Genomic DNA, 18,010 nt, shown 5'->3' on the forward strand with positions numbered 1-18,010 from the left:
GGTACTAAACAACAATCTCCTTCTTTTTCATGAACTGCAACTCATATAAATTCCTGTAATGCCCGTTCAGTTCCAGCAGTTGTTCATGGGTACCAAGTTCTTTCACCTCTCCTTTTTCCAACACCAAAATCTTATTGGCATGCTGTATCGTGGACAGGCGATGTGCGATGATGATAGAGGTTCTGCCTTCTATCAGCTTCCTGATAGCATGCTGAATAAGTATTTCTGATTCCGTATCAATAGAAGAGGTAGCTTCATCCAACACTAATATTTTTGGATTAAACACAAGTGCACGCACAAAAGAAATCAGCTGCCGTTGTCCCACCGACAAGGTAGCGCCACGCTCCATCACATGATAATCATATCCGCCGGGCAACTTTTCAATCCAGTCTGCCACACCGCAGAGTGTGGCTGCTTCTTTCACCTGCTCACGGGTAATGGCCGGGTTGCGCAACGTGATATTGTCCATCACCGATCCTGAAAACAAAAACACATCTTGCAATACCAGGCCAATCATGCTTCTTAAGGTCTCCAGTTCATACGCTTTCGTGCTCACGCCGTCCAGGTAAATGGTTCCCTGCTGTATCTCATAAAAACGGCTGAGGATATTGATGATGGATGTTTTGCCTGCACCGGTGGCACCCACTATTGCCAGTGTTTGCCCGGCACCTACATGGAAGGAAACATCTTTCAACACAAAATTTTCATCGTCATAAGCAAAATGCACATGGTCGAATACAATGTCACCACTGACAATATTGGCTGTATGGCGCCCGGTATTTTGCATCGAGTCACTATTATCCAGCAGTTTAAACACACGTTCGCTGGCTACCATGCCCATCTGCAGCGTGTTAAACTTATCAGCCAGCATACGAATGGGCCGGAACAGCAGGTTGATGTACAGGATAAATGAAATCATTACACCGAGCGACGTCCTGTCGTCGAGCACCTGGTAAGCGCCATACCATACCAGCAGGCCGAGGGCAAGGCTGGATATGATGTCCACTACCGGGAAGAAAACAGAATAATACCAGATGCCGCGGATATTCGCCGTTCTGTGCTCCCTGTTGATGGCTTTGAATTTTTTCATCTCCCGCTCTTCCGCATTAAATACCTGCACCACACTCATGCCGCTGATATGTTCCTGCATGAAAGCATTGAGGCGTGCCACCTGGTTTCGCACTTCAATAAATGATTTGCGGATGCCTTCTTTGAAAATATAAGCGGCTACGAGCAACACCGGCAATACCGAAAGACAAACAAGTGTGAGTTGCCATGATGAATAAAACATCATCGACAACACGGCAACAATCGTGAGCAGATCACTCAGGATCGTGATGACACCTTCCGCAAAAATATCGTTAATGGCCTCCACATCATTAATGGTCCGGGTAGTGGCAGTACCCAAAGGAGTTCGGTCGAAATAACGGAGGTTGAGACTGAGTACGTGTGCATACACGCGCTGCCGCAGATCGCGTACGATCGACTGCCCCAGCCAGTTAGTGTTATAGGTGAAGAAATAGGTGAGCCCTGCCTGGAAAAAAAGCAAACCCATCAGGACAGCCGACATCATCAGCAACTTGTTCCAGTTGCCGGTGAGTATATATTTGTCTATGGTGATTTGAATCAGGTATGGGCTCAATGGTGATAAGGCTGCAATCACCACTGCAATGAGTAAGGCGAGATAGAATCGCTTTTTATACGGTTGCACCAGGCTCAATACGCGCCGCAGCAGCCGGAAGTCAATAAGTTTGTTGAGCAGCTTTTTCAATCGGATGCAAAATACAAATTGTGCGCCGGCTGATGCTGACTAAACAGGAGATATTGGCTTAACCGCAACAATAACTTTTCATACATCAAGTTTCGTCAGCAGCCCTTCCGGATACCGCACTTCAATCAGTGTAAGTCCCTGCGGTGGTGCAGAAAAATCCGTCTTATGCGGTTGCCTGCTTTCTATCAATTGCATCAACTGCTCTAACGATATCTTTCCACGTGCATAACGGATGGAAGTGGCGACAATGCCTCGTACCATGCCTCTTAAAAAACGGTCGGCTGAAATAGTCAGGCGCAACAAATGCTGCAGTGGTTCATGTTCCCATTGTGCGGCGCTGATCCTGCACAATGTTGTCTTAACCTGTGTCCTTTTCTTACTGAATGCGGCGAAGTCATTCTGGCTGCTGAAAAAAGCCGCTGCTTCATTCAGCTTCACTACCGATAATTCCGGGTACGGATATAAGGATGCGAAATCGGTGAGGAAAGGATTCTTGTCGTAGCAGATAAGGTATTCATATGTTCGCAACACAGCATCAAAGCGTGCATTAAAATCAGCTGGTACGGAAAAGACATTCCGGACGGATATATCTTCCGGCAGCATAAAATTCAACCGACGGTGAAACTGATCAGGCAAAGATGGTCCGAAATCGAAGTGGGCAAAATTCTGGCGGGCATGCACACCGGCATCGGTGCGCCCGGAAGCGGTAACCATCACTTCCTGCTGTAGCAGCACCGATAACATTTCATTCACTATTTGCTGAATCGTACAGTCTGTATTCTTCTGCATCTGCCAGCCATGGTAAGCAGTCCCTTTATAAGACAGCTCAAGAAGGTATCGCGCAGGCACGTTGTCAGGCATATTTTTTTAAAGAGAGATCAGGCAACGTCAAACTTAGTCAAACTGCGTCATAAAAAACGGTGTATCATCCTTTGCAGGCGGAATGCCTGTTTCATACGATTCATAAATCTTCATTAATTTGCCCGCAGAATTTTTGCCGTTGCATCTCTTTGGATTTATTGGCTGATGCGAATGTGCGATTCAAAATTAAATCAATACCATTGCTGTCATGATTCAGCGTATACAAACCGTTTACCTCCTGCTTTCCCTCATTTGCGCCGGGCTGCTTTATCTGTTTCCCGTTTGGGCTACTACCGCGGAAAGCATTGATGGCGGCATGTCGGAAATCGGTGCCGGCACACACCTGTTGTTGTTGCCGCTGCCCATACTGATGATCGTCTCCCACCTGATTGCGGTATTTTCCTATAAAAACAGGAAAAGGCAGAAGCAGTTTTGCACGGGCAATATATTACTGTATGTCATTTTTTTGCTGGGCAGCCTGTTGCTGATTCAGCTGGAGCATCACTTCTTCCAGCATTTCAACTTATTTGAATTCAGGCCCGGCGTGTTGTTACTGATTGCTGGTATCGTCTTTAATGTGCTGGCACGCAGCGGCATCAAAAAAGATGAAGCCTTATTAAGATCCATGGACCGGTTACGGTAACCTGATCAGTTGCCGGCTGGTGTTGTTTGCACTATATTGATTATCTTGTTACAGTTTGTTTTCCTATATTTATCACCACTATCACCACAGTATATGGCTGTTGAAAAATAAATCTTCCTGTTATAATTTATTATCTGAAATCTTTATTGAAATTCGTTTTTTATTCATTGATCATTAAACAATCCAACAAGTTATGGCAACTGCAAACCAGGAGAAGCTGAAAGCCCTGAAGCTCACCATGGAAAAAATCGACAAGGCATATGGAAAGGGCACCATTATGAAATTAGGTGATACGATGATTGAACCGGTGGAAGCCATTTCAACCGGATCGTTGGGATTGGATCTTGCGCTGGGCGTGGGCGGGCTGCCGAAAGGCCGCGTAATCGAGATCTATGGGCCGGAGTCATCCGGTAAAACCACGCTGGCCATTCATGCCATTGCGCAGTCACAAAAGAAAGGTGGCATAGCGGCCTTTATTGATGCTGAACATGCATTTGACAAATCCTATGCGCAGAAGCTGGGCGCCGATGTGGAAAATCTGCTCATCTCGCAGCCCGACAATGGTGAACAGGCGCTTGAGATCGCCGACAACCTGATCCGTTCAGGCGCAATTGATATACTCGTTATTGATTCCGTGGCAGCCCTGGTTCCAAGAAGTGAAATTGAAGGCGAGATGGGCGATTCAAAAATGGGATTGCATGCACGGCTGATGTCGCAGGCATTACGAAAGCTCACCGCCACCATCAGCAAAACAGGTTGCTGCTGCATCTTCATCAATCAGCTGCGCGAAAAGATAGGGGTGATGTTTGGTAATCCTGAAACAACCACCGGAGGCAATGCTTTGAAGTTTTATGCTTCCGTCCGGCTTGATATACGCCGCCTCGGACAAATTAAAGATGGTGACGTAGTAGTAGGCAATCACGTGAAGGTGAAGGTGGTGAAGAACAAAGTGGCGCCGCCGTTCCGCTTTGCGGAATTCGATATCATGTACGGAGAAGGCATCTCAAAAGCCGGCGAAATCATTGATATGGGTGTTGATCTTAATATTGTTCAGAAAAGCGGATCATGGTTCAGCTACGATGGCAATAAACTCGGACAGGGACGTGATGCGGTGAAGCAACTGCTGATTGATAACCCTGAACTGTCAGATGAAATTGAAAAGAAGGTAAGAGAGAAGGTGATGGTTGCCGAACATGCGTTACCCGTAGAACGGGAAGAGGAAGACTGAAATCTTTCCACCTTTAAACAATTAAGCCAATAAAACCGTTACACAACTCAACTATAGAATAAAGCAAACAACCAACATGAAAAGAACAGCACATGCCATCTGGAATGGCTCCGGTAAAGACGGAAGCGGAACCCTGACCACGCAAAGTAAAGTACTTGATCAAGCCTCCTACTCATGGAGAACAAGGTTTCAGGATGTGGAAGGAACCAGTCCGGAGGAGTTGATAGCAGCGGCACATGCCGGCTGCCTTTCCATGAAACTCAGCTTTGTGCTGGGCAATGCAGGATTCACTCCCGAGTCAATTGAAACATCAGCCACCGTGGGTATTGCTGATGGTGTCATCAACGGCTCCCATATTAAGTTAAAAGCAAAAGTTCCGGGTATCTCCGCTGAAAAATTCCAGGAATGCGCTGCAGATGCAAAAGCCAACTGCCCGGTTTCAAAAGCATTGAATATGGAAATCACCTTGGAAGCCACATTAATATCATAACGACGTTTTACTGACGATCATAATCCCTTTGCCGCCCCTAATATGCGGCAAAGGGCTTTTACGAATGTTTATTTTATCTGTATGCTATACAATATAATCCAGCTATCATGTATCAGGAAGATGAAGAATCCATCGAGACCTTTGAATCCGATGACCCCAGGAATTCCCTTGTAAAAACATTTGGCAGCGCGGTAAGCGGGATTGATGCACTTACTATCACCGTAGAAGTAAGTGTAGGGCAGGGCATTCATTATTTTATTGTCGGCCTGCCGGACAATGCCGTCAAAGAATCCCTCCACCGCGTAGAGTCAGCTATCAAATTCAGCGGCTACCGTATGCCACGAAGGAAGATCGTCATCAACCTCGCTCCTGCCGACATACGCAAAGAGGGATCCGCATATGATCTTACCATTGCCATCGGCATACTTGCCGCTACCGGCCAGGTGGAAGCAGCAAGGCTTCACCGCTTCATCATCATGGGTGAATTGTCGCTGGATGGTTCACTCCAACCCATCAAGGGCGCATTGCCCATCTCCATACAGGCACGCAAAGAGGAGTTTGAAGGGTTCATACTTCCCAAACAAAATGCCCGGGAAGCAGGCATCGTCAGCAACCTGAAAGTATATGGGGCGGAAAGTATCGGCGATGTGATTGGCTTCTTCAATGGTGACAAAGAACTGGAACAAACCATTGTTGACACACGAAAGGAATTCACCGAACAACAGAATCATCTTGAGATTGATTTTGCCGATGTGAAAGGGCAGGAAAATATCAAGCGGGCACTGGAAATTGCGGCTGCCGGCGGGCATAATGTGATATTGATCGGACCTCCCGGTGCAGGGAAAACGATGCTGGCGAAACGATTGCCCACCATTCTTCCTCCGCTCTCGTTGCATGAGGCTCTGGAGACTACAAAGATTCATTCCGTAGCCGGAAAACTTCCGGCAGAAGCATCGCTGGTTTCGGTGCGGCCCTTCCGGTCACCGCATCACACTATCAGCGATGTGGCCCTGGTGGGCGGTGGCATGAATCCACAGCCGGGAGAGATTTCGCTCGCGCATAATGGTGTTTTGTTTCTCGACGAATTGCCGGAATTCAAACGAACAGTACTCGAAGTGCTCCGGCAGCCGATGGAAGAACGGAGGGTTACCATTTCAAGGGCTAAATTCTCGGTGGATTATCCGGCCAGCTTTATGCTCATTGCATCTATGAATCCCTGTCCTTGTGGCTATTATAATCACCCTGAAAAAGAATGTGTCTGCGGAGCAGGTGTGGTACAAAAATATTTGAATCGTATTTCTGGTCCGTTGTTAGATCGCATTGATTTGCATGTGGAAGTAACACCTGTTCCTTTCCATGAACTCTCCAACATCCGGCTCTCCGAAAAAAGCAATCATGTTCGTGAGCGTGTGGTGAAAGCCCGTCTCTTCCAGGAGCAACGATTTACAGAGCATAAAGACGTGCATTCCAATTCTCAGATGAGCACAAAGATGATGCGGCAATATTGTGTGTTACCTGCTGCCGGTGATCAGTTGATCAAAACTGCCATGGAGAAATTAGGATTATCTGCACGTGCTTATGATCGCATTCTTAAAGTATCACGAACGATTGCTGATCTGGATGCGAGTGAGGATATTAAAGTGGAGCATCTTGCGGAAGCAATTCAATATAGAAGTTTGGATAAGGAGAATTGGGCGGGGTGAAGGGATATGTTAGTCCGGATTTGCAATCCGGACTTGCTGAGAAAAGGGATTTTCAATCCTTTTCCATTTTATTATTTCCAGAATATAAAATCCAATTATTATGGGCTTTAAGTATGAAGCAAGTAATCCAGAGGGAATCTATTTTACCACCTCCACCATCGTTCAGTGGATTGATTTGTTCACCAGACGAGAACTACAGGAAGTGGTGATTGACTCAATAAAATATTGCCAGCGTGAAAAGGGATTAATCATATTTGCCTGGAGCCTGATGCCGAGTCATTTGCACATGATTTCCGCTGCAAACAGCAGCCAGATTACCTTGCCAGATATTATGAGGGATTTTAAGAAATATACTTCAAAAGCATTGGTCAAAACGATTGGTGAAACAAATGAAAGCAGAGAAGATTGGTTGATGAGTGCTTTTGAGTTTGCAGGCAGAACCAATCGCAAAATTAAGGACTATAAAGTGTGGCAGGATGGCTATCATCCGGAAGAAATAATTACCCGGTCATTTATGGATCAGAAGCTTCATTACATTCATTACAATGCTGTGGAAGCAGGCTTTGTTACGGAACCTCATCTGTATGCTTTGAGTTCAGCGATTGATTATGCTGGCGGAAAGGGGTTGATTGATGTTGCATTTGCAGGATAATATTTACGTCTTTCGGAATCGAAATGGAAATTCGAAAGGTGATAGAACTTTTTTCGTATGAATTCCGATTCGTGGGGATTTGGCTGTTACGAGGATTAAAAATCCTCTTCTCAGCAAGTCCGGATTACAAATCACTATTGTTCGAAACATGCTCAAAAGCTTGCTGGGCATACGTTACAGACAATCTGCTTTAGAGATTTTTATACTGAAAATGCAATGGGTTACAATTGGCACCATGCTTTTCCTGAGGGGAGAATAGTTCATGACTATTTGAGATAGAATTTTATGTTCACTTTTCCCGATAGAAATATGAATGAAAGTTAAGCCAGTTATGGGTTCTGAAGGTTTCGAACACCTTTGATTACAAATCCGGACTAACGGGGGAGGTCTGAATTAGACTTTAGCGGGTTACTAAGAACAATGAGAATTGGATTCTATCTTAGGGACATTCCCGTAATCTTATGTGTACACAAGCTTCAATAAACTATTGTAACCCTCTTTTTCTATTTCATAGCTTGTAATAAATGGAATAGGAAGTGTTTGCTTTCTCAAATATGGTGTTAGCATGTCTTCATTTGTGATAAATGCTGATTGAATTCTAAAGCTTGAAATGTCAACTTGATATTTGGAACTGATTTGCTGTCTGTTTACTTCAAGCCATTGATGTCTTCTTACATGCTTATCAATCCAACCCATTTCTGAATCACTACCAAACAGCTTTTCTACTTCTTCTACCATCTCTTTGATATTTCTGCTTGGCGACATGCTTTTAGATTCAATACTAAAGATGATTTTATTTTCAGCATCAATCACTAAAACATCTATATCTCCAATGTCTTTCTCATTTTTAAGTGATTGGTCTGGTCCTATAAAAACATTTGAATCAATAACTAAGCCTGAAGGATTAATCGAATGTACAATTTTATTAACTAAAGCATCACCTCTTTGTTGAGAAAACTGACCAAGTAACTTTTTTACTTCACTACTTTCAAAAACTCTTAATCTATCCGAATTGAATTCTTCTCCCAAATACAGTCTGCTTAACAAAAGCTGCCGAACACCCCAATAAGCAGTCTTACTATCTCCTGCCGTTTCTCCGTCTACAAGCACTATAGGTTTCCTCATTAAAGAAAGCATACGATTGAAACGCCAAGGCATTATATCGATGAAATCATAGCCTTTAGGAATATTTTCGATCTTACCCCTATTTAGTAGGGATAAGTAATCAATTGCACTATTAAATTCTAGGTCATCAAAAGGCTCTACATACTTATTAACAGCTTTTCGCAATTCTTCCAATGGTAGGGAAGCATATGGCGTTGACTGATTAAGACCGATATGCACAAGACCTTCGATAAATTGACAGATACGGGTAAAAGAAATGCGGTAATCTGTAATAAATGCTTTGTCTAGTTTTGCAGGAACCTCCTTTCCCCTAAGATTTTCATTTTGAGGAAACACTTGCTTAAACGTGGATATAGCATCCGCCACATCCTCTTTTGTCTTTGATTCATAATAAGGATCGAAAACCTCTTTGATATGTGTTTTCTCTGTTCCTATTCTTCCTGAATTGAGTACTCCCATTTTTATATCAAATAGATTAAAATGTATTTGATCGCTTAGCGAAGCCCATGAAATAATCTGATCCATAATTGCAACAAGTTCATCGATTGCTGCAATCGAAACAAATTTTGTTCCTTTAACAGGTTCTGCAGCAACATGTTCAATTAAACATCGCAAAGCAATTGTGGTTCGATTTACATTTCGAAGACTTTCCTGTAAATCAATTTGATGTTGCTCTACACTTACAAAACAAGCTATTCGTGTAGGAGTGAGTACTCTTAGCTCCTCTCGTTTTCTTATTAAACTTTCGTTTTGACTTATAAAACGCTTTAGCAATTCAGTAGAATTATATTGTCCTATTTTACTTCTTAAAATCGGAAGCAGCGCATTTTGTACAATTTTAAATGCCAAATCATTTCTTTCTTTATTAGTTTCAATTTCTCCAATAGGAGGACAAAGCGCACCCAAAGCTGGGACAATTGAGTTTAATACAATTCCTGTATCATATTCCTGCACATACCTGTGGCTTTTTAAATTACGAGGGTCAAGCAATAAGTTATCTCCTGAATCCAGTATTAATAATTTCTTTTTCATTCCTAAGGGCACTTTACTCTCAAGTATCTGAAGAATTCTTTCATTGGGGATAGATGGCTGATCATTGGCAGCCAATAATTTATTAATACCATAAAGTAAATGTGTGACCATCACTCTTTCTCCTTCATTGTCCGATCCATATAGATATGGAATGATTTCAGATGGAATGATTACATTAATAGTATCCTGGCTGGAACTCGTTTTAAATTTGTCTGAAAGATTGGGATCGCGAGTAAAATCCCTGTTTATCGTTTCAAATTTCTCAATCGGATTTAAATCAAACCTGACAGCGAGGGGTTTTCTATTCAATCTTTTTAAATCTTCTTTTATGTCAGACTGAATCTGCCAAAGCCAATACGCAATCGCATCGTTAAACTCCCAAAACATGTTACGGATTTCGCCTTTGTGCTCTTTCAATTCTGGCTGTGGTGAAACCCAAATATCTTGGTGAAATCCTTCTATTAAAAACTCAAGTTCTGAATCTAATAGCCCCATTAATTCTATGTAAATTGGAGCGTATTTATCTTTTCTTTCTACTTCAATATTGGCAATTCGTCCCTTAATACTTTTTTTAACCGAGTGCTTGTCCGTTTCACGTTTTGCTTGTTTTATTAAGTCATCAGAGTACCCAACTTGGATATGAACTGAATTATATTTTGTATCATCAGAAAGATAAAATGAATCCTGATGGTCCTTATACATTTTGTATTGATCTAGAAATGAATAACTCATCATTTGGGTATCTCGCAATTGTTCTTCTCTAGCAATGGCGAATTTCCAAAGGTCCAAAGCCTTTGTGTTTTTTAAGTTCCACAAAACATCGATCTCATAGATTGACATAGCAATTGTTCTAGCATGCTCCACTTTCATTATGGGGTAGATATAATCTCTACCAATAGGAGATAGAATTACAAAGTCGAATATCTCATAGCCGTTAAATTCAGGCTTGGATAATATTTGTCCAATTATATCTTTTTTATGGTTTTCTTGGTCCTCTCGTTTTCCGAAGTCAGCCCTTTGTGAAGCATTTTTAATGTTAAAGTTTTGACCATTGTCATACAAATATTGCACATAAGCAATTTTATCGTCATCAAATTGATATAGCCCTTCTCTTCTATTATTTTCTTCACTAAAGGTTATCCCATCAACACTAATACGCTTGAATTTCATTTGACCCAACTGCAATTGCAACTTATTCCATAAGAAACTGTGATATGCCTCATTAACTTCTTTCATACATTCTGCGTCTTCGGCAGTAGTCCATATGTAATGGGTAATAGCTAAACTTAGTGTAGCAGGTGAGACCACGACAAATTGTCGATCCGTTTTTAAGATCGATTTGTATATTAATGGGCTTTCTTCAACATGGGGTGAATGAATATCAGGTGAGTCAACATCAATTAAAAATTCATCGACGACTTTTATATCAATTTTATATTTATCGCACAAATCCTCAATTTCATTGGTCGTGAACGTTACCGCAGCTTTTAAGCGCTCTAAATAAACATCATCAGGTACTGCTATCTTCTCCTCTGTTGCAGTTCCTTCTTGGTATCTTATATAACCAAGTCTATGACCAATTGTACTTGAAACAGCGAGTATAAATGAAACCGCATGAGTACAATTACTTTTAAATCCCTTTGGAATTCCTGAGTCAGGCCATTGGAAAAGAGCAGCCAGCAAGTTGCTTAATATGTAACTTCCATTTTCCGTAATACCTGGAAACAGTAAATAGTCACCACCATAAAAAGTCACTAAGTCGGTGAACAAATTTACCGGAGGGTCTTCTAAATGATGAGAAGGATATTCACTATCAAGAAAGCTTTTTAATTTTTCTGCAGGTGGTATTTTTCTCTTAACGTTATAGTGTTGTATTGCTGTGAGTGCCAATTCTTCCATCCTTACATATTTTCCATGATTTTCAGGAAGCAGAGAAAGACCTGCAAATGTTTGAAGTAAAGCAACTGAATTGTAATCTGTGAAAAAAGATTTGACTTCTGCTTTTTTTGAAGATGTGTCTGGTTTTGCATAAACATCCGCTGGCTTATCAATGCAACATTTTTTATATTTTTTACCACTCCCGCAAGGACATGGGTCGTTTCTACCAATTTTCATTTTCAATCTTCATTTAGTAGTGATGTATCAAATTTTACAACCTGAAAATGTCATTACAGACATTTAAGTTCGCCTGTGAGGACCATGCAATTATTGAAATGACGACTTTAATGTAGCATATTTCCAAAAGCATCCTACTGATAATAGAGGCAATTCTTTTCATTCTTGATTTGAAGAAATACCTCACGCAGTGGACAGAATTTTCAGTAATAATTTTTGGATGCTCTTATTAGGACTGAAGGTATCTTTTTCCCAACTAGCCACTGTCGACCCATCAACCCTTAGCCTCCTACCCATCTTTTTATGACTCAGCCCATGCTCAATCCGGTAGTTTTGAATCCGGATTGAGAGGGTATCGCCGTCCTTTTTAAAAGGATTAAAGCCAAGAAACTTGATAATTGCCGGAAAATGGTGGATTAAAGGCAGGGATCGCTTGTTCTCCCAATAGGTTATACAGTCCTCGCTAACCCCGATCATCCGGGCAACATCCTTTTGAAACAAACCCATGGAAAGCCGTTTTCTACGGATTTGATCACCGATTTCTCCTGAAAATGCCAAAGAATAGGGATTTTTGAAGGAAAATTCGATATTCCAAAATGGCAACGCATGTATGTCCGTGCGGCTACTATAATCACCCGGAGAAAGAATGTGTTTGCGGTGCAGGAGTGGTACAGAAATACCTGAATCGTATTTCTGGTCCGTTGTTAGATCGCATTGATTTGCATGTGGAAGTAACACCTGTTCCTTTCCGTGAACTCTCCAACATCCGGCTCTCCGAAAAAAGCAATCATGTTCGTGAGCGTGTGGTGAAAGCCCGTCTCTTCCAGGAGCAACGATTTACAGAGCATAAAGACGTGCATTCCAATTCTCAGATGAGCACAAAGATGATGCGGCAATATTGTGTGTTACCTGCTGCCGGTGATCAGTTGATCAAAACTGCCATGGAGAAATTAGGATTATCTGCGCGTGCATATGATCGCATACTTAAAGTATCACGCACAATTGCTGATCTTGACGCGAGTGATGATATTAAAGTAGAGCATCTTGCGGAGGCGATTCAATACAGGAGTTTGGATAAGGAGAATTGGGCTGGGTGAAGGCATGCGTTAGTCTGGATTTGTAATCACAAGTGTTCGAAACATCATCAAAGGCTTATCCGGTATACATTACAGCTGTTTTAATGAAGCGTTTTCACCCATTTAGATATTCCTTTGGCATCGTGAATGTGATTTCTATCAGTGAGAAACATACATGAGGATTTTTCGGAACAAGTTCAGACTCGATATTTAGACATTAAAATTGCTTTGGAACTGAAGCCAGTAAAGAGTTTCAAAGGTTTCGAACACCTTTGATTACAAATCCGTACTAACGGGATAGACAATGAAGCAACTCTTAAGAATAAAGTTGTTTCATTGAACTGGAGAGCTGGCCAATAAATGACTTGGCGCTATTCCAAAATAATTTTTGCAAAGAAGGAGGCATCACCTTGTTTCAATTCAATCATATATAATCCCGAACTGAGTTGATTCAAACTGAGATTATAGTAATTGATTCCGTCAACGGGCTTCAGTGAAACTGATTGCATTACCTGACCTACAATGTTCTTTATCATTATTGTAACATTGTCATTATGGCTTATTGCGTTATCAAATTCAAGAGTGATATTTCCTGTAGTTGGATTTGGATAAACACTGAACACAACATCTTCAGAATTTGTTTCCGATTCAGTTTCCCTGCAAGTAATGATGGTAACTTTTGTTCCGGAAGATGTTTTTGAACAAGCAGTAGTAGAATTGGTTACTACTACTTTGTAATTTCCTGCTGCAGTTACGCTCAATGAACTATTGGTTGCACCGGCAATATTATTTGCCCCTTTCTTCCATTGATAAATAAAATCAACACCTGTGTTCGCCTGAAGCACCTGTGTGCTGCCCGAACATAAATTCACTGTTCCCGAAGGTGTAATAGTTGCAGCAGACGGAGCTGCTAATTGGGTTAGTGTAATAGAATTAGAAGTAATGGTTGCGCAGGCATCAGTTACATTGCATGTATAATTTCCTGATTTGCCTATAGTGTAGGATTGAAGAGTGGCGCCGGAAATGGCAGCACCATTCTTTGCCCACTGATAATTTAATCCCGAAGGCGTTGCTGTCATGGTTATATTAATTCCTTTGCAGAAAGAAGTATTCCCATTCGCTGATATACTAACCTGAGGTGAAGCAATTGTTGAAACAGTTACGGTAGAAGAACTTGCTACACATGAATTCAAAGTAACATCAACAGAGTAATTACCTGCAGCAGATGCTGAAAAAGAACTGGTAGTTGCTCCGTTGATTGCTGTGCCGTTTAATTTCCATTGATAAGTGAGACCTGCTCCGGTATTTGCATTGAGGGTTACACTACTTCCCTGGCAAATGGTGGTTGATCCTGAAGGAGTAATGGTTGCGGGAGTAACATTTACCGTTGCAGTTGCAGTTGAACGTTGACTGATGCAGGTGGGTTGTTGTAATTTCCAATCATAAAAATAATAGTAGTAACCGCTGTTTCCATTTGTGCCTGTTATTGAAACGACGCCGCTTAAAGTATAAGGGAAAACAGCGCCGGTACTATTGTGTTTCAGGTTGGCAGGCCCGCCAATAGCCAGGCGCATTGATGTTCCCACAGGAAGATCCCAATTAAGAGTGACCACCTGTTGACCATCAGCTATGCTAATAACTTTTGAAAGAAGGGTAGCGTTTGAAGAATTTCTTAATTCTATTGTTCTGGTTGCAGCACCGGTAGCATACACTTTTACTGAAACTAACTTAACCGGAACAAGTACATCAAAAACTAAATAACGATCAAATGAATTGTCATAACTGGCAGAAGTGCCGAAAGAATTATTTGCAGGTCCAACACTTTGCTGTGGAAATGAAGTTACAGACTCAACATAATAGTTGGTGGTAGTATTAAGCACTGGCGTTGTATAGGATGAACCGCTAACAAGAAAATTACCGGCTGATGCAGCATCATACCAATTTAATGTTCCGTTTCCTGACGCCTGCAATAACATTGAACCGCTGTTGCAAACAGATGCGCCTGTGGTTGAAGGGCCAATAGCTTTTGCCACACTGATAAAATTTGTTTTTGTTACAGTATTGCTGCCAATGCTATTGGTCGCTGTGAGTGATACAGAATAGGTTCCACTCGATGCATAGGTATGGGAAGGATTTTTTAAAACAGAAGTGGTTCCATCACCAAAATTCCACAACCATGAAGTTGGAATATTTAATGATTGATCAGTGAAGTTGATAACTCCTGTGCAAGTGCTGGTATAATCTGATTTAAATGCAGCCACAGGATTGCTGTTTGAGTTGGAACAGTTCCAACGAATTTCGAATCCGGAATAATTTGCCCCCGCATCCGATTTTTGTTTAATAGTAACAGAAGGGCTGGTTGAAATAATTAGAGCGGGAATATAATTTCCGGTGAGTGTTGCAAGCAAAGGCGAAGCGGTTGATGGACCATCATAGATGTAAAGAAAATCGTAACCGGCTTCAATATTAAAAGAGGTGAAACTTAATTGAATGCTGGAGGCTCCGAGTGGAGAAATGGTAATAGTTGAGTTTGTGTTGTCTTGATAATTTGCTATGGGTCCTCCACTATCATATAATATTCCGCTGCAAGCATTTTGAGTAACACCTGAACCCGTTTGCGGCATGTTAACTGAACAGGGATTGCTTGCGTTAACGCTGATGTAATTATTCAGAGTTAAGCTATCGATTCCGCAGGAGCCGCCATTCGAAACAAGTTTTACTGTATAGTTTCCATAGGTGGAATAAGTATGAGTGGGATTGCTGAGAGTGCTTGTGGTTCCATCACCAAAATTCCAGTTAAATGTTCCTGCATTTGAACTGTTGTTAGTAAATGCAACAGTTGCAGGGGCAATGCAAAACTGAGTTGGCATAGCACTAAATGAAGCAACAACTGAAGGAATGTATGCAGCACCAACCCCAACTGCATACCATGAATTGGTAACTACTTCAACTTCATTGCTGCAGGCGCCATACAAATCTGCTGCTGCCTGAATGGTGTATTGCCTCGCAAGATTATAATTAGTTGAAGAGGTAAAATAAATAGTATTGGCTCTGAATAAAATTGCTTGTGCCTTGTTGAGTGAAATGCCGGTAATACTATAGCTTGAATTGATATCATTGATTCCTGTTTCACCAACACTAACAATATAGAACCAGTGATTCATTACGCCACTGTTTCTATGAACTTCACCGCCGAAGTCCCAGTTACTTCCCAGATAGGTATCAGGGTCGCCATACGCTTTCGGATCAGACATGGATCGAGATGGTACGCCAAGTTCTTCAAACACGAGCCACGATGCAGTAGAAGGCTTCTTCCAAAATTCCATTGCATTGCCCATACAATCACTGAAAGATTCATTCAGGGCACCTGATTCATTGGAGTAGACGAGGTTGGATGTAAATTGTGTAAGCCCATGAGAAATTTCATGACCACAAATATCCAAAGTGGTAAAAGGCAAACCGTTGCCATCTCCATAAATCATTTCACTGCCATTCCAATAGGCATTGCTGAAATTGGTACTGTAGTGCACATAACTTTTTAATTTAAATCCATTTCCGTCAATACTATTTCTTCCAAAGAAAGAAGAATAGAAATCATACACCACCTCGGCACCCCAATGCGCATCGGATGCATACTGATCAAGATTTGCATTTACGTTATTCCAAACATTATCTGCATCTGTAAAATCAACTGCAGAAGCAGTAGATGTTGCATGTTGTAAATTATAAGTTTCAATTCCGTTTCCTCTTCCGGTTTCTCTAAGCCGGTAACTGCCATTAAAGTTATCGGCTGTCATGTTTTGTGTTCCCGAATATCCGGTTACTGCAGTTCCAATTACATCGTTCGTTCTTATTCTGTCTTGTATACTAACAATGTTTCCCGTTGCGGCATCCACATATACATATTTTCGTGACAGTGGCTCAACGGAATAAATATCAAAACGAAAACAAAGTTTAAAATTTTCAGAAGTCAAATTTCCATCAGAGGCGGCATACATGAGTTCTCCCTTTGGCAGCCAGGTTGCAGATTGATTATTCAACTGCCGCCTCAGTAAATTTTCTTCGGCCTCAATTTGCCATCTATAAACAGTAGCGGGTACTGATGCAATTGCGATTTCCCTGGCTTCATTAGCTGACATAAGAGGTACAGATGAATTGATATGATCGAATAATAATCCATTCATCATTTCTATTTTCCCATTGCGTTCATGAACCAGGTACATACTTCCATCGATTGGTAAGCCATCAAATGTTTGTTGAAATCTGTGATGAGTAATTCCCAATTGATCTGTTTGAATATCCAATTCTTTTAATCCAAACCGAGTATTAGATTTTATTTGTGATTGAATAAATTTCTCCAGTGATCTAAAATCAATTTCACTTCCTTTTCGAAACTTTATCAATTGAGGAATAGTGGTTCCTTCCTGCATTAATTCAGTTTCAGCACCGGCGAATAATTCATTTTTATTTTGAGTGATTACTTTTTGAGCAGCAGCGCTTAGGATGAAGATTGAAAGTGAAAGAATGGTAAGAGATATTTTCATTTTACAGATTGTTTAAAAAGTGAAGTTATGAAGCAGGAAAAGTAAAAATAAAATTGTTCAGAAAATTCACATTTGAAGTTGATTGGTAAAGTTAATATTAAATAGCAATACCCCGGCTGGCGCACGCGTGCCGCGTGTGTCGTTCTTTTCCCGTTGGCGCAGATTTGCAATCATTGGTGTTCGAAACCTTAAGCCGTCAAGTTTAAGCAGATGATTAATTGTCTGTATCGACGAGAGGCAAAAAAAATGTCATGCTGAGCGGAGTCGAAGAATGACATTTTTCTGAAGAACTGACCACAAAAGCAATGTCGCAATTCGACTGAGTTTGTACTGAGCGTTGTCGAAGTGCTGCTAATGACACATTGTCTTATCAATTGGTCTTTAGCATGTTACAAAAATGCTCAGTTTGAATTTATTTTCCTGTCACTTTTTTTTAGAAAAAAGTAACCAAAAAAAGCGCGATTGCCAAACGGCTCCGCCCGGCAATCGCTGGCTCGCGCACGGCTTCGATTTGACATTCTGCCCGCTTGTAAAGTGTTTCGCCGATTTTCCAGAGTTCAAGTGAAAAATCTATCGAAGCTTTATTGCTAGGAAAGTGTCATTGCTAAAGAACTCGATTTGCAAAATAGTTTGCGCTCACTGTGACATTGTTTTTGTTACACTTTCATGGCAGTATGCCCGCATAAATCACGAATTTGAATTTCTTCGACTTGTACAGTAAATCTAAAAGCTACCAAGGTTTCGAACACCTATGATTACAAATCCGGACT

Annotated in this window: 11 protein-coding genes; 6 read left to right on the plus strand and 5 right to left on the minus strand. The window is 41.4% G+C overall.

Annotated features, from left to right (window positions below; all coding sequences use genetic code 11):
• Positions 1 to 4: 4 nt before the first annotated feature.
• Positions 5 to 1,771, minus strand: a complete 1,767-nt coding sequence (locus K1X61_08515) for an ABC transporter ATP-binding protein/permease (GenBank protein ID MBX7108672.1) — start codon at positions 1,769 to 1,771, stop codon at positions 5 to 7.
• A 78-nt stretch (positions 1,772 to 1,849) separates the two neighbouring features.
• Positions 1,850 to 2,632, minus strand: coding sequence for a tRNA pseudouridine(38-40) synthase TruA (truA, locus tag K1X61_08520; GenBank protein ID MBX7108673.1), 783 nt, complete (start codon positions 2,630 to 2,632; stop codon positions 1,850 to 1,852).
• 208 nt (positions 2,633 to 2,840) lie between these two features.
• Between truA and K1X61_08525 the strand changes: the two genes are divergently transcribed.
• From K1X61_08525 to K1X61_08545, 5 genes are all read left to right on the plus strand, one after another.
• A complete protein-coding gene (locus tag K1X61_08525) occupies positions 2,841 to 3,275 on the plus strand; it encodes a DUF4293 domain-containing protein (GenBank protein MBX7108674.1) in 435 nt (144 codons plus the stop codon).
• A gap of 193 nt (positions 3,276 to 3,468) precedes the next feature.
• The gene (gene recA / locus K1X61_08530; protein MBX7108675.1) at positions 3,469 to 4,503 is read left to right on the plus strand and encodes a recombinase RecA; all 1,035 of its coding nucleotides are present in this window, start codon (positions 3,469 to 3,471) and stop codon (positions 4,501 to 4,503) included.
• 76 nt (positions 4,504 to 4,579) lie between these two features.
• The gene (locus tag K1X61_08535) at positions 4,580 to 4,993 is read left to right on the plus strand and encodes an OsmC family protein (GenBank protein ID MBX7108676.1); all 414 of its coding nucleotides are present in this window, start codon (positions 4,580 to 4,582) and stop codon (positions 4,991 to 4,993) included.
• A 107-nt stretch (positions 4,994 to 5,100) separates the two neighbouring features.
• Entirely contained in the window at positions 5,101 to 6,696 is a 1,596-nt protein-coding gene (locus K1X61_08540) for a YifB family Mg chelatase-like AAA ATPase (GenBank protein MBX7108677.1), read from the plus strand.
• 100 nt (positions 6,697 to 6,796) lie between these two features.
• A complete protein-coding gene (locus K1X61_08545; GenBank protein ID MBX7108678.1) occupies positions 6,797 to 7,348 on the plus strand; it encodes a transposase in 552 nt (183 codons plus the stop codon).
• Positions 7,349 to 7,807: 459 nt separating this feature from the next.
• Here the strand turns inward: K1X61_08545 and K1X61_08550 are convergent, their stop codons facing one another.
• Together K1X61_08550 and K1X61_08555 are read right to left on the minus strand one after the other, a co-directional pair.
• The gene (locus tag K1X61_08550; GenBank protein MBX7108679.1) at positions 7,808 to 11,620 is read right to left on the minus strand and encodes an SEC-C domain-containing protein; all 3,813 of its coding nucleotides are present in this window, start codon (positions 11,618 to 11,620) and stop codon (positions 7,808 to 7,810) included.
• A gap of 183 nt (positions 11,621 to 11,803) precedes the next feature.
• On the minus strand, positions 11,804 to 12,178 hold the full coding sequence (locus K1X61_08555; GenBank protein MBX7108680.1) for a helix-turn-helix domain-containing protein: 375 nt from the start codon (positions 12,176 to 12,178) through the stop codon (positions 11,804 to 11,806).
• Positions 12,179 to 12,216: 38 nt separating this feature from the next.
• On the opposite strand from K1X61_08555, the gene K1X61_08560 reads away from it, so the two are divergent.
• Positions 12,217 to 12,717 carry an ATP-binding protein gene (locus K1X61_08560; GenBank protein MBX7108681.1) on the plus strand — a complete coding sequence of 167 codons (501 nt, stop codon included), beginning with the start codon at positions 12,217 to 12,219 and terminating at the stop codon, positions 12,715 to 12,717.
• 350 nt (positions 12,718 to 13,067) lie between these two features.
• Here the strand turns inward: K1X61_08560 and K1X61_08565 are convergent, their stop codons facing one another.
• A complete protein-coding gene (locus K1X61_08565; GenBank protein ID MBX7108682.1) occupies positions 13,068 to 17,240 on the minus strand; it encodes a M4 family metallopeptidase in 4,173 nt (1,390 codons plus the stop codon).
• Positions 17,241 to 18,010 lie beyond the last annotated feature (770 nt).

Source organism: Chitinophagales bacterium (assembly GCA_019694975.1).
Lineage (GTDB): Bacteria > Bacteroidota > Bacteroidia > Chitinophagales > UBA10324 > JACCZZ01.

Bases quoted from the DNA above. Each gene is read 5' to 3' on its own strand.
- K1X61_08560 (MBX7108681.1), top strand. From the start codon at position 12,217: ATGGCAACGCATGTATGTCCGTGCGGCTACTATAATCACCCGGAGAAA.
- K1X61_08535 (MBX7108676.1), top strand. From the start codon at position 4,580: ATGAAAAGAACAGCACATGCCATCTGGAATGGCTCCGGTAAAGACGGA.
- K1X61_08550 (MBX7108679.1), bottom strand. From the start codon at position 11,620: ATGAAAATTGGTAGAAACGACCCATGTCCTTGCGGGAGTGGTAAAAAA.
- K1X61_08565 (MBX7108682.1), bottom strand. From the start codon at position 17,240: ATGAAAATATCTCTTACCATTCTTTCACTTTCAATCTTCATCCTAAGC.
- truA (MBX7108673.1), bottom strand. From the start codon at position 2,632: ATGCCTGACAACGTGCCTGCGCGATACCTTCTTGAGCTGTCTTATAAA.
- recA (MBX7108675.1), top strand. From the start codon at position 3,469: ATGGCAACTGCAAACCAGGAGAAGCTGAAAGCCCTGAAGCTCACCATG.
- K1X61_08545 (MBX7108678.1), top strand. From the start codon at position 6,797: ATGGGCTTTAAGTATGAAGCAAGTAATCCAGAGGGAATCTATTTTACC.
- K1X61_08525 (MBX7108674.1), top strand. From the start codon at position 2,841: ATGATTCAGCGTATACAAACCGTTTACCTCCTGCTTTCCCTCATTTGC.
- K1X61_08540 (MBX7108677.1), top strand. From the start codon at position 5,101: ATGTATCAGGAAGATGAAGAATCCATCGAGACCTTTGAATCCGATGAC.